Raw genomic sequence first — 12,554 nt, forward strand, 5'->3', positions numbered from 1 at the left:
ATCTGTGGTGTTGTTATTTTGTTGTCGGTTCTCAAGCAACGGGTTTGTTGTTTGGGAACCACATAGTGGACGCAAGCAGTCTTGTTTCTTTGTACCACCCCTGGTGCGAACCCCTTTTGAAACGGGTTCGCGGGGTGGTGTGTGGTGTAAGTGAGCTTCCCGCTTAGATGCTTTCAGCGGTTATCCCATCCGAACGTAGCTAATCAGCGGTGCACTTGGCAGTACAACTGACACACCAGAGGTTCGTCCGTCCCGGTCCTCTCGTACTAAGGACAGCCCTTCTCAAATTTCCTGCGCGCGCAGCGGATAGGGACCGAACTGTCTCACGACGTTCTAAACCCAGCTCGCGTACCGCTTTAATGGGCGAACAGCCCAACCCTTGGGACCTACTCCAGCCCCAGGATGCGACGAGCCGACATCGAGGTGCCAAACCATGCCGTCGATATGGACTCTTGGGCAAGATCAGCCTGTTATCCCCGAGGTACCTTTTATCCGTTGAGCGACGGCCATTCCACAATGTACCGCCGGATCACTAGTCCCGACTTTCGTCCCTGCTCGAGATGTCTCTCTCACAGTCAAGCTCCCTTGTGCACTTACACTCGACACCTGATTGCCAACCAGGCTGAGGGAACCTTTGGGCGCCTCCGTTACTTTTTAGGAGGCAACCGCCCCAGTTAAACTACCCATCAGGCACTGTCCCTGACCCGGATTACGGGCCGAAGTTAGATGTCCAAAGTGACCAGAGTGGTATTTCAACGATGACTCCACCCGAACTGGCGTCCGGGCTTCAACGTCTCCCACCTATCCTACACAAGCCACTCCGAACACCAATACCAAACTATAGTAAAGGTCTCGGGGTCTTTCCGTCCTGCTGCGCGTAACGAGCATCTTTACTCGTACTGCAATTTCGCCGAGTTTATGGTTGAGACAGCGGGGAAGTCGTTACTCCATTCGTGCAGGTCGGAACTTACCCGACAAGGAATTTCGCTACCTTAGGATGGTTATAGTTACCACCGCCGTTTACTGGGGCTTAAATTCTCAGCTTCGCCTTGCGGCTAACCGGTCCTCTTAACCTTCCAGCACCGGGCAGGAGTCAGTCCGTATACATCGTCTTGCGACTTCGCACGGACCTGTGTTTTTAGTAAACAGTCGCTTCCCCCTGGTCTCTGCGGCCCCGATCCCCTCCCACCAGCAAGTGGTGTTCAAGGTTGGGGCCCCCCTTCTCCCGAAGTTACGGGGGCATTTTGCCGAGTTCCTTAACCATAATTCTCTCGATCGCCTTAGTATTCTCTACCTGATCACCTGTGTCGGTTTGGGGTACGGGCGGCTAAAACCTCGCGTCGATGCTTTTCTCGGCAGCATAGGATCACCGAATCCCCCCATACGGGGGTCCCGTCAGATCTCAGGCATCATGAACGGCGGATTTGCCTACCGTTCGCCCTACATCCTTAGACCGGGACAACCATCGCCCGGCTCGGCTACCTTCCTGCGTCACACCTGTTAATACGCTTGCCTCCCAGGATCAGGTCCCGCGCTCCACCAAAACCCACACACCCCGAAGGGTGCTAGGGCAGGTTTCGGGCGGTTAGTGTCCCCTGTTCAGCATGGGCGGTTTTTCGCCGGTACGGGAATATCAACCCGTTGTCCATCGACTACGCCTGTCGGCCTCGCCTTAGGTCCCGACTTACCCAGGGCAGATTAGCTTGACCCTGGAACCCTTGATCATCCGGCGGACGGGTTTCTCACCCGTCTTTCGCTACTCATGCCTGCATTCTCACTCGTGTAGGCTCCACCGCTGGTTTCCACCGCGACTTCACTGCCCACACGACGCTCCCCTACCACTCCAGACGCCTGAACCAACCCACAAAGGGGCGGCTTAGCTAATATCTGAAATCCACAACTTCGGCGGTGTACTTGAGCCCCGCTACATTGTCGGCGCGGAATCACTTGACCAGTGAGCTATTACGCACTCTTTTAAGGATGGCTGCTTCTAAGCCAACCTCCTGGTTGTCTTCGCAACTCCACATCCTTTCCCACTTAGCACACGCTTAGGGGCCTTAGTTGGTGGTCTGGGCTGTTTCCCTCTCGACTATGAAGCTTATCCCCCACAGTCTCACTGCTGCGCTCTCACTTACCGGCATTCGGAGTTTGGCTGACGTCAGTAACCTTGTAGGGCCCATTAGCCATCCAGTAGCTCTACCTCCGGTAAGAAACACGCAACGCTGCACCTAAATGCATTTCGGGGAGAACCAGCTATCACGAAGTTTGATTGGCCTTTCACCCCTACCCACAGCTCATCCCCTCCATTTTCAACTGAAGTGGGTTCGGTCCTCCACGACGTCTTACCGTCGCTTCAACCTGGCCATGGGTAGATCACTTCGCTTCGGGTCTAGATCACGCCACTGCAACGCCCTATTCAGACTCGCTTTCGCTACGGCTTCCCCACACGGGTTAACCTCGCGACGTAACACTAACTCGCAGGCTCATTCTTCAAAAGGCACGCCGTCACAGCTACAAGGCTGCTCCGACGGATTGTAAGCACACGGTTTCAGGTACTGTTTCACTCCCCTCCCGGGGTACTTTTCACCTTTCCCTCACGGTACTGGTCCGCTATCGGTCATTAGGGAGTATTTAGGCTTATCAGGTGGTCCTGACAGATTCGCACGGGATTTCTCGGGCCCCGTGCTACTTGGGATACTTCACCAGGCGGTGCACAACATTTCGGTTACGGGGCTCACACCCTCTACGGCCGGCCTTTCAAGACCGTTCACCTATGCCTGCACTCTCACCTTCCCAGCCCGGCAGAGCTGGAGTGGGAAGTCCCACAACCCCGACCATGCAACGCCCGCCGGCTATCACACATGGAACGGTTTAGCCTGATCCGCGTTCGCTCGCCACTACTGACGGAATCACTATTGTTTTCTCTTCCTGCGGGTACTGAGATGTTTCACTTCCCCGCGTTCCCTCCACGCACCCTATGTGTTCAGATGCGGGTCACCAGGCAGCTCGCGCCCCTGGCGGGGTTTCCCCATTCGGACACCCTGGGATCACAGTCCGGTTATCGACTCCCCCAGGCTTATCGCAGATTCCTACGTCCTTCTTCGGCTCCTAATGCCAAGGCATCCACCGTGTGCTCTTAAAAACTTGACCACAAAAGATCAAGGAGTAATTCACGAGAGAACCATGAAAACCACCACCACACCCCCAAAAGGGCACAGCGACAGATCCAGGTTCATATTCTTGGAAATTGCTTCTTATAAAAGATGCTCGCGTCCACTATGTAGTTCTCAAACAACAACCCCGTACCACACACCCCACACACACCTTCGACAGCTCCCTCCCACAAGGGGTTAGGCCACCGGCTTCGGGTGTTACCAACTTTCGTGACTTGACGGGCGGTGTGTACAAGGCCCGGGAACGTATTCACCGCAGCGTTGCTGATCTGCGATTACTAGCGACTCCGACTTCATGGGGTCGAGTTGCAGACCCCAATCCGAACTGAGACCGGCTTTTTGGGATTAGCTCCACCTCACAGTATCGCAACCCTTTGTACCGGCCATTGTAGCATGCGTGAAGCCCAAGACATAAGGGGCATGATGATTTGACGTCGTCCCCACCTTCCTCCGAGTTGACCCCGGCAGTCTCCCATGAGTCCCCGCCATTACGCGCTGGCAACATGGAACGAGGGTTGCGCTCGTTGCGGGACTTAACCCAACATCTCACGACACGAGCTGACGACAACCATGCACCACCTGTGAACCGGCCCCAAAGGGGAAGGACTGTTTCCAGCCCGGTCCGGCCCATGTCAAGCCTTGGTAAGGTTCTTCGCGTTGCATCGAATTAATCCGCATGCTCCGCCGCTTGTGCGGGCCCCCGTCAATTCCTTTGAGTTTTAGCCTTGCGGCCGTACTCCCCAGGCGGGGCACTTAATGCGTTAGCTACGGCGCGGAAAACGTGGAATGTCCCCCACACCTAGTGCCCAACGTTTACGGCATGGACTACCAGGGTATCTAATCCTGTTCGCTCCCCATGCTTTCGCTCCTCAGCGTCAGTTAATGCCCAGAGACCTGCCTTCGCCATCGGTGTTCCTCCTGATATCTGCGCATTTCACCGCTACACCAGGAATTCCAGTCTCCCCTACATCACTCTAGTCTGCCCGTACCCACCGCAGATCCGGAGTTGAGCCCCGGACTTTCACGGCAGACGCGACAAACCGCCTACGAGCTCTTTACGCCCAATAATTCCGGATAACGCTTGCGCCCTACGTATTACCGCGGCTGCTGGCACGTAGTTAGCCGGCGCTTCTTCTGCAGGTACCGTCACTTTCGCTTCTTCCCTACTGAAAGAGGTTTACAACCCGAAGGCCGTCATCCCTCACGCGGCGTCGCTGCATCAGGCTTTCGCCCATTGTGCAATATTCCCCACTGCTGCCTCCCGTAGGAGTCTGGGCCGTGTCTCAGTCCCAGTGTGGCCGGTCACCCTCTCAGGCCGGCTACCCGTCGTCGCCTTGGTGAGCCATTACCTCACCAACAAGCTGATAGGCCGCGAGTCCATCCAAAACCACAATAAAGCTTTCCACCCCCCACCATGCGATGAGGAGTCATATCCGGTATTAGACCCAGTTTCCCAGGCTTATCCCAGAGTTAAGGGCAGGTTACTCACGTGTTACTCACCCGTTCGCCACTAATCCCCCAGCAAGCTGGGATCATCGTTCGACTTGCATGTGTTAAGCACGCCGCCAGCGTTCATCCTGAGCCAGGATCAAACTCTCCGTTGAAGTAAAACAGACACACCATGCGCCCCCGGGAAAACGGGATGCACACAATGCACAAAATTTGAAACCAGCTGTAAAAACCAGACCACACCACGGGATGGCGGTGTTTGCAAATTCGCATTTCTGCGATTTACATTCTCTCAAGAAGGTCCCCACCGTTATTTGGAACGCAAATTTGCGAACCATTTTCAGGCTGTTTAGAAGGGGGTCGGTCGCTTTCTTTCCGCATCAGCGGCGGCGACTCGAATTACTTTACACGCCGGGAGGACCCTGCACAAATCCGCCCCCTGAGACGCCTCCTGGCGTCATAATCCCCGGAACCTCGCGGAATCCGGCCGCCCCAACAGCCCCCACAGGCCGGCCGGCCGTCGTCGGACTTTTATGTAGTGGGTCACACGCCTGTAGACCTGCGCGTAACCACGCCGAACATGGGACGTTCGACTGCCGCCATCCCCGCTCTTGAACTCATTGAGCTAGCCGCACCGGCGGCTATCTGTCCCCCAGCAGCGCCTGTACCTGGAGAAGGAACTTCAGGCCACCGGCGGTCAGCTCTTTCTCGGCGAGCGCGAAGCGCGGGCCGGGGACCGTGAGCTGGAGGCAGTCCAAGGATTCCCGCACCGTGCGGTCGATGTCCCACGCCCAGGAGTCCGGGATCGGGTCCCCGGACCGATTGACGAAGCCGGAGCCTTCGAGGGCAGTGAGGATGACCTGGTCGCGCAGCATGTAGGAGGGGGCAGGTCCCTGAACCAGCCAGTGTGTGGCAAGCCTGGTCATGAGTTTCAAGGCGTCGTTGTGCGGGGTTCCAATCGTCTTAACCATGTAGTCCCAGAGCGCGTCCGGGTCCTCAAGGCCAATCTTGCCCACGGTGCCGAGCACCATCCGGCCGTTGCGCTTTCGCAGCAGCTTCCAGTCCAGCAGGTGCAGGCGGAGGTTGAGCACGTGTGTGGCGTTGAGTTCACGGTTGCCCTTGCCCATGATTTCGTCGTGCCAGCCGAGCTCATCCAGCGTCCCCCGGACCATCGCTGGCTTCAGGAAGCCGCTCTTCGTCAGGTCCAGCCCCTCCCCCGCCGAGTTTTTCAGGAACCACATGATGGGGCGCAGCACGGCGTCCCGCTCGGCCGGTGTGAGTGGCCGCGGCCACAGCTGGAGGCTGAGCCGCCCGAGGCTCCGGTTGACGGCGTCGAGGTCGAAAGCTGTCACGTCGAATGCCGTGGCCCGTTCGCCGGTGACCTCCGAAAACCAGGTGGCGGCGTTGTAGAACTCCGGGTGCCTCTCATCTGAGAGGACCTCCGCCAGACGTCGGTAGCCGTCGGGACCGCCGGAGTCCTCTACTGGGCCGCGGTTGGCGCCCTCCACGCATGTGATGGTCCCCTCCGGGACCAGTGCGGATCCCACTAGTTCCACCTTGTGCGTCCAGTCGTCGCCGAAGTCGTATGTGTACTCGAAATCAGCCAGTTCGGTCCCGTGGGGATCTATCAGTTCAGCGAGGACGACGCCGGCGGCCGGCTCCGCGTCGATGCCATCTGCCGCCTCGTCAGGGCCAACAATGACGCGGGGCTCGCCGCTGCGGTCATGGCAGCGGATGCCATATAGGTGGCGGTCCTCCCATCCGAACGCACACTGGATTGCCTCATGGAACTGTGTGACGGTGACGGTCTCCGGCAGAAGGAGACGGCGCCAGATCTCGGGCTGAGTGCCTTGGATGCTGATCCGGAGGTCGTAAGCCGGGACGGTCTGCATGCTGGCCATCTTGCCAGAAGTCCAGCGCCGCTCAAGGCCCAGATGTCGGCGTTGTGGATATCCGAGGCATGCGGCAGCCAGCCTCGCCCCGCGTGGCATACTCGGAGCGTGACGACGTCGTACGCGTTCCGTGCCGAGCTGTGGCACTACCCCGAGCAAGCCGGCTGGCACTTCATCACGTTGCCGCCCGATCTTGCGGAGCAACTCAGGGACGAAACCGCCCCGTTCCGCAAGGGCTTCGGCTCGGTGAAGGTAAGCGCCTGCATCGCCGGGCAGCGGTGGTCGACGTCGCTCTTCCCGGACAGCAAGAGCAACTCGTACCTTCTACCCGTCAAGAAGGCCATCAGGACCGCGGCCGGCATCCATGCCGGAGACGAGGTTGACGTGGAAGTCGAGCCGGAGTTTCAGGGCTGAGCGCGGCGGCAGTGCGCGGAAAGCGCGGCCACCCTCGATGACCGCCCAGGAACGGCCACCCCCGCCGCGCTATTCACTCGCTGCTACGGCACTGCTAGCTTGACTGGATGGAACGATCTCTGGTCAGGCCGAGGAACCGCAAAATTATCGCCGGAGTGTGCGCCGCCCTCTCGAAGCGCTTCGGTATCTCTAAGACCGTGGTCCGCCTCGGCTTTGTGTTTTTCGGCTTCTTCGGCGTCGGTGAGCTCGTCTACATTGCGCTGTGGATCATCATCCCCAAGGACCGGTAGCGGAAAGTCACCGCGTTGGCGATGCCTCCACGAAGGCCACTTGGGTGGCATATTGCTGATACAGCTTGACGGCCTCGTCGATGTCGATGTGGCCGAAGTTCAGGGAGACCTGCAGCCCCTCAAGCTGGGCGCTGGCGGTCTCGGCCGCGCTCACACGGTCCGCCACCGAACGGGACGTGGCAAAATTCGTGGCCAGAGCCGCGGCAACGGAACAGATCACCGCCAGCAGACACAGCCCGCGCCACACAATCGAGTCGTCGGCCAAGTTGAAGATGTTCGCCACCGCTTCGGTGAACCCCGTGCCCCCGACGGCGGGACCGGCCGTGAGGGAGGCGGCCAGCGCGCTGCCCACAATACTGATGCTCGCCAGGCGCGTGCGCCGCGGTCGTTCCCTACCGAGGTAGGACTGAAGGTCTCGTTGCTTCTGGTCGATGCGGTTGGACAGTCTCTGCCGCGTATCCGATGTTTCGTCCATGATCTGGTACCAGCTTCCCTCGCCGATCGTGTCCGCACGCCTGGAAAGTGGGATCCGACAGCCAGCGGTCCACCGGTTCCCCCGGATTCCCCAGCCGGGGCGGGATCTCCCTGCCCCGTTGCCGCTCTCCTCCCGAAACGCGCACACGTTTAGGATGCTCCCGCGCCGCTGTGGGTGTCTAGACAGAAGGCTCTGCTCACTCGACAGTTTGGCCTCAACTGGAACTAGAAGGCTTGCCGCCGGGATGCCAGCGGCTTTACGGAGATCGCAGGCAAACTCCGCAACGGGTTTACTGCCTTCGACCAGGCGGACAGCTCTTCGAATCTGATTGTCGGTGACCCGGCGGGGTCGCGTGTCGACCGCGGAAGTTAGTCAGCGTGGGCGAGCATGTGCTTGGTGAATCGCCCGAGACGGTCCAGAGTCGTGATGACAGGCTGCTTCGATGTGTCTCGTAACTAACGGTGAAAACACCGATTCAGTCAGCAGGTTTCGAGACATGGTTGTGGGAATAGCCGACCGCGGAAGTTAAGCGTCGCCGCCCCGTAAATAGTCCTTGGGTTGATCGGTGGACGACCGGCTTACGGGCAAGTGCTCGTGTCGCCATTGCCCATCCACGCCCACTCGAAGGCACAATTGACAGGCTAACTACTTAGATAGACAATCTAGCCATGACTGATTCGGCCTCTGATCCGCAACCCACAGTAAGCGCGGACTGGCCAAGTGATTGGCTCCGAGCCACACTTGGGTTCCTTGCCCTCCGCGCACTGTCCGCCGGGCCCTCATATGGATACGCAATCATCAGCGAACTCGAACGGCACGGGTTCGGCAATGTAAAGGGAGGGACCCTGTACCCGCTCCTCACCCGATACGAGACGGCCGGCCTGGTAACCACGGACTGGCGCGCCGGCGACGGCGGGCCCGGCCGCAAATACTTCGCACTGACAGCTCAGGGCCGCGCCGAACTCACCCGCCTGAGCGCTGACTGGCTCCGCTTCGCCGTCACCAGCACTCATTACCTCGACCCCGAGCGGCTCACGAAGGAGATCCCCGCATGACGCAGCAAACCAACGATAAGAAATGGTTCGACCAGCTCGTCTTGGAGTTACGTGTGCGCCAGGTGCACGGGAGTGCCATCGGAGACACCATCGCAAGCGCCAAGGAGCTCCTCGGCGATACCGGCCAACCGGCCGAGGAAGCGTTCGGGCCAGCCCGGGACTACGCTGCCGCGCTTGAACTCCCATCCGAACCGAAGCACGACTGGGTGCGAAAAGCACTCTGGCCGTCACTGCTCGGGCTCCTGGCCTTCCTGCTCTTCAACCAGGCAGTGGTCCCCTGGGCAGGGTCGGAACCGCTGCTGGTTTCACCTGCGCAGCTAGCTCTCCTCACAACACCACTCGTACTCCTGGCCCTCCTGCCGCTCTACCTCGACGCCGTCATGCGGCGCATCTGGGTCGCTATCGGAATCACTGCTGTTTGCGTCGTGGCAGGCCTCCTCTCAGCCTTCGCGACTCCCAAGAGCCGGGCCGAAGCATGGCTAGCGATCGACCCGCTGCCCTGGCTCATAGGAAGCGCTCTCGTCATGGTGGCACTTTCAATCATGAACACCATCCGGTCATCCCACTCTGAGGACGACAACGACATCACCGATCCGCTCACCGGGACGACAGGCAGCGCCGGACGAAGCGCGAGGGCAATCGTTCAGGTAACAAACTGGCTGTTCCCAATACTCGCCATCGCCATGCTCGGCCTCGCGCTGTCATTCCGCTAGATCAGCGGGATACCTGCAACATCCTGTCGCGGTGAGGGATCGGTTAACGGGCACCACGGCGCCCGTTTTCTTGCCAGCTTGGGGCGCTGGTGTGATCCGGGCGGTTAGCCGAAGTGTTGGGGATGTCCTTCCCGTGGGCGTAGCGGACGTCTTGCGGACCGGCGTGGAAGCCATGAGATTGGATGACTGACTGCTCTAATGTTTTGATGACGTCACAGAAACTGACTGCCCCCGCGAAGGCCGGCGCTGGTGATCGGGTTGCGATTCTCTCTCCAGCATTTGCGGCACCAGCCGTCTCGGAGGCTGTTCACGAGCAGGCTATGAAGCGACTGACGGAAACCACCGGGCTGATACCAGTCGAGTACGCAACCACAAGGCAACTGGGCGCAAGCCCCCAAGCCCGGGCTGCTGACATCACTGCCGCGTTCGCCGACCCCACTATCCGGGCAGTACTTGCGACCATCGGTGGCAACGACCAAATCACCGTCATCAAGCACATCGATGCCGAGGTCATCGCCGACAACCCGAAGCCGTTCCTCGGCTACAGCGACAACACGAACCTGCACAACTTCCTGTGGGGCCTCGGGATCCCCAGCTACTACGGCGGTTCCACGCAGGTGCACCTAGGAGCAGGTCCACGAGTGGATAACGTGCACCTCGTCTCGCTTCGCGCCGCACTAATCGAAGGCGGAACCATCGAGCTTACCGATCCTGAAGAGTCAGAAGACTACGGCATCTCCTGGACAGACCCCCGCGCTCTGACCCAATTCGGTGTCCGCGAGGCAACGGAACCGTGGACCTGGTCCGGTCCGAAGACGGTCGTGGAAGGACGATCGTGGGGCGGTTGCCTCGAGGTGATTGACCAGATCGCGATGGCTGACCGGATGCCTGCTGTGGGCGACCTCGAAGGGGCGATCCTGCTATTCGAAACTAGCGAGGAACTGCCTGCCGCGGGCGAGGTGAAGGGATGGGTGCGGGCCCTGGGCGAGAGAGGAATCCTCGAAGCCGCCGCCGGCGTACTGGTCGCCCGTCCACCAGTCAGCCGGTTAGGGGCACCTGTCCCGGCAGCGGACGAACGAGCTCGACTGCGCGCAGAACAGAGCGAAGTGATAATCGGGCAGGTCAGCGCGTACAACCCGGACGCGGTCACCTGCGTCGGAGTTCCCTTCGGCCACACCCGACCCCAATGGATCCTTCCCCACGGAGGACCGATCCGGCTCGACGGAATAACCAAAACAGTTACCGCTGACTACAGCTGAGGCGCCCGGTAAAGGATCACCTTTCGGACGCCTTAGCGAGTCGCACGGCTCATGGGATGCTGTTACTCATGGAACCCTTGGGAATGGAACGCCGCGTCATCGGGAATGGAACGCCGCGTCATCGAGGCGGCCGAGGCGCTGGCTCGATCGCTCGGTAACGACCCAAACCACACCGTGGCGGCCGCCGCCATGGACACCAACGGCCGGATACACACAGCTGTGAATGTCTATCATTTCACCGGCGGACCCTGCGCCGAGCTTGTCACGCTGGGGGTTGCCGCAACCGCCGAAGCTGGTCTATTGGTCGCGATGGCAGCCGCAGGCGATGGAGGACGTGGCCTCATTTCGCCGTGTGGCCGCTGTCGGCAGGTGATGCTCGATCTGCACCTCGATATTCTTGTCGCGGTCCCAACCGTTGCTAGTCCTCAGATGCGCTCTATCGCCAAGCTCCTTTCGGACACATACTTCTTTCCAGATGCGCAGGCCGAGCGAGTGTTCCGGTTCAACCGGCGCTACTATGACGCGGTCGCAAGCGGACGGAAAACCTCTTCGGTCCGCTGGCACGAGCGGATTGCAGTTGGGCCTGCGATTTTCTATTTCGAGGATGATGCGGAGTGTCCACCACTGCGTGGGAAGATCCTTGAGATCCAGCGGTACCGGATTAATGACCTAACTCCCGAACGACTCCGCCTTTCTAACGGTGGAACAGTCGAGGGCTACCTCGAAGGTCTTCGACGGCACTACCCGGCTATGCCGGCCGACGCATTCGTCGACGTCGTGGACTTTCACGTAGCTTCGTCCGACCCCGATCATGCCGAGGACGCACAGAACGCCACCGTCCGGTGAGCGATCGGCTTGCGGGCGCCTATGCATCGACGCGGACGTAATCCCCTTTATCATCTCGTGCACGAGATGACGCTAAATTCTCTATGACCCGGGACACAATCATGGAATTTCCGACTTCGTAGAGACTCCGCCAGCTGAGCTGTCCGCTGTCCGCGGTGCGCGCTCGTCGCTACTGAGCGCGGTGAACGTAGAGGTCGCGGAGCAGCGCGATCTCGGCTCCGTGGTGCAGGATCTCCTGGTTCTCCCACCACACGATCGACGGAAACGTCTCCTCGGCATCGCTGCCGTACGGGTAGCTGCTTAGCCCGGTCCGGTCATAGTCGGACTCATCCACACTGAGTAGTACCCGGCGCCAGTCGGCTGCGGCCTGCCGGAACCTCTCGATAGCGCCGGCTGCATCTGGTCGTGATTCGTACGTCGCCCGATCGAACGTTCGGTCGCCCCCGAGGTGGTTGGATCGGCCCAACAGCGTCTCGGAGATGTGGTCAAGCCGCCAGGCGATCGTCGTGAGGGGCGGAGGCCACGGACTTTCGGGGGCGCCGTCACGCCCCCACTCACCCGCGCCGATGAGCTTGACGGCGCCCGGTCCGGGCCCATCGGCGCGCCTCCGTACGGACCAGCACGCGTCGACCGGTTCCCAGAGGTACTCGGCGTCCGTCAGTACCGGTACGTCGACGTCGCTGTCATCACCCGAGTTGCTGGTGGGCCCGGCGAGGCGAGTGAGAAGTCGTTCCGTCGCCCAGTCGTACTGCTCGAGCAGTGGCTTGAGGCGCTGGTTGGTCATCATGGCATGCAGCCTATACTCCACGAGATGCCGTTAGGCGCCTACGCACGGTCGATGTTCGTCTTCGGGGCATCTGCTGGCTGTCCACGACCAAGTGCCCGCCAAGGGATCCCCTTACGGGCCGCATACAAACATCAGGACTGACTGGACTGAATCGCCGCAATAGATGGCGGCTTTATCGCAGCAATAAATGGCGTCCTCATC

At 60.0% G+C, this 12,554-nt stretch carries 9 protein-coding genes and 2 rRNA genes; 6 read left to right on the forward strand and 5 right to left on the reverse strand.

Going from position 1 to position 12,554, the window contains the following annotated elements:
* Positions 1-27 precede the first annotated feature (27 nt).
* The 3 genes from AC1DKQ_RS11920 to AC1DKQ_RS11930 all read right to left on the reverse strand — a co-directional run bounded on the left by AC1DKQ_RS11920 (position 28) and on the right by AC1DKQ_RS11930 (position 6,514).
* Positions 28-3,150 (reverse strand): 23S ribosomal RNA (locus AC1DKQ_RS11920).
* 106 nt (positions 3,151-3,256) lie between these two features.
* A 16S ribosomal RNA gene (locus AC1DKQ_RS11925) occupies positions 3,257-4,777 on the reverse strand.
* Together the 16S and 23S rRNA genes form the textbook arrangement of a ribosomal RNA operon.
* 486 nt (positions 4,778-5,263) lie before the next feature.
* On the reverse strand, positions 5,264-6,514 hold the full coding sequence (locus tag AC1DKQ_RS11930) for a plasmid pRiA4b ORF-3 family protein (RefSeq protein ID WP_476919082.1): 1,251 nt from the start codon (positions 6,512-6,514) through the stop codon (positions 5,264-5,266).
* 108 nt (positions 6,515-6,622) lie between these two features.
* Here AC1DKQ_RS11930 and AC1DKQ_RS11935 point away from each other — a divergent pair, with 108 nt between their 5' ends.
* Entirely contained in the window at positions 6,623-6,928 is a 306-nt protein-coding gene (locus AC1DKQ_RS11935; protein WP_476919083.1) for a DUF1905 domain-containing protein, read from the forward strand.
* A gap of 107 nt (positions 6,929-7,035) precedes the next feature.
* Positions 7,036-7,218, forward strand: a complete 183-nt coding sequence (locus AC1DKQ_RS11940) for a PspC domain-containing protein (RefSeq protein ID WP_476886054.1) — start codon at positions 7,036-7,038, stop codon at positions 7,216-7,218.
* A 7-nt stretch (positions 7,219-7,225) separates the two neighbouring features.
* Here AC1DKQ_RS11940 and AC1DKQ_RS11945 read toward each other — a convergent pair whose 3' ends face one another.
* Positions 7,226-7,693, reverse strand: coding sequence for a hypothetical protein (locus AC1DKQ_RS11945; RefSeq protein WP_476886055.1), 468 nt, complete (start codon positions 7,691-7,693; stop codon positions 7,226-7,228).
* A gap of 668 nt (positions 7,694-8,361) precedes the next feature.
* Here AC1DKQ_RS11945 and AC1DKQ_RS11950 point away from each other — a divergent pair.
* The 4 genes from AC1DKQ_RS11950 (at position 8,362) to AC1DKQ_RS11965 (ending at position 11,566) form a co-directional block, all read left to right on the forward strand.
* Positions 8,362-8,748 (forward strand): PadR family transcriptional regulator, encoded by a 387-nt coding sequence (locus AC1DKQ_RS11950; RefSeq protein ID WP_476919084.1) that lies wholly within the window; start codon positions 8,362-8,364, stop codon positions 8,746-8,748.
* On the forward strand, positions 8,745-9,461 hold the full coding sequence (locus AC1DKQ_RS11955) for a hypothetical protein (RefSeq protein ID WP_476919085.1): 717 nt from the start codon (positions 8,745-8,747) through the stop codon (positions 9,459-9,461). Before AC1DKQ_RS11950 ends, AC1DKQ_RS11955 begins: the two co-directional genes overlap by 4 nt.
* 206 nt (positions 9,462-9,667) lie before the next feature.
* The gene (locus tag AC1DKQ_RS11960) at positions 9,668-10,720 is read left to right on the forward strand and encodes a S66 family peptidase (protein WP_476919086.1); all 1,053 of its coding nucleotides are present in this window, start codon (positions 9,668-9,670) and stop codon (positions 10,718-10,720) included.
* A gap of 105 nt (positions 10,721-10,825) precedes the next feature.
* Complete coding sequence (locus AC1DKQ_RS11965) at positions 10,826-11,566, forward strand: hypothetical protein (RefSeq protein ID WP_476919087.1); 741 nt, start codon at positions 10,826-10,828, stop codon at positions 11,564-11,566.
* Between the two features lie 169 nt (positions 11,567-11,735).
* On the opposite strand, the gene AC1DKQ_RS11970 is transcribed toward AC1DKQ_RS11965, so the two are convergent.
* Positions 11,736-12,353, reverse strand: coding sequence for a DinB family protein (locus tag AC1DKQ_RS11970; protein ID WP_476919088.1), 618 nt, complete (start codon positions 12,351-12,353; stop codon positions 11,736-11,738).
* Positions 12,354-12,554 lie beyond the last annotated feature (201 nt).

Source organism: Arthrobacter sp. 05L421 (assembly GCF_056397785.1).

Coding starts and splice junctions, on each gene's coding strand:
- AC1DKQ_RS11930 (WP_476919082.1), bottom strand. CDS start 6,514: ATGCAGACCGTCCCGGCTTACGACCTCCGGATCAGCATCCAAGGCACT.
- AC1DKQ_RS11940 (WP_476886054.1), top strand. CDS start 7,036: ATGGAACGATCTCTGGTCAGGCCGAGGAACCGCAAAATTATCGCCGGA.
- AC1DKQ_RS11945 (WP_476886055.1), bottom strand. CDS start 7,693: ATGGACGAAACATCGGATACGCGGCAGAGACTGTCCAACCGCATCGAC.
- AC1DKQ_RS11950 (WP_476919084.1), top strand. CDS start 8,362: ATGACTGATTCGGCCTCTGATCCGCAACCCACAGTAAGCGCGGACTGG.
- AC1DKQ_RS11955 (WP_476919085.1), top strand. CDS start 8,745: ATGACGCAGCAAACCAACGATAAGAAATGGTTCGACCAGCTCGTCTTG.
- AC1DKQ_RS11960 (WP_476919086.1), top strand. CDS start 9,668: ATGACGTCACAGAAACTGACTGCCCCCGCGAAGGCCGGCGCTGGTGAT.
- AC1DKQ_RS11965 (WP_476919087.1), top strand. CDS start 10,826: ATGGAACGCCGCGTCATCGAGGCGGCCGAGGCGCTGGCTCGATCGCTC.
- AC1DKQ_RS11970 (WP_476919088.1), bottom strand. CDS start 12,353: ATGATGACCAACCAGCGCCTCAAGCCACTGCTCGAGCAGTACGACTGG.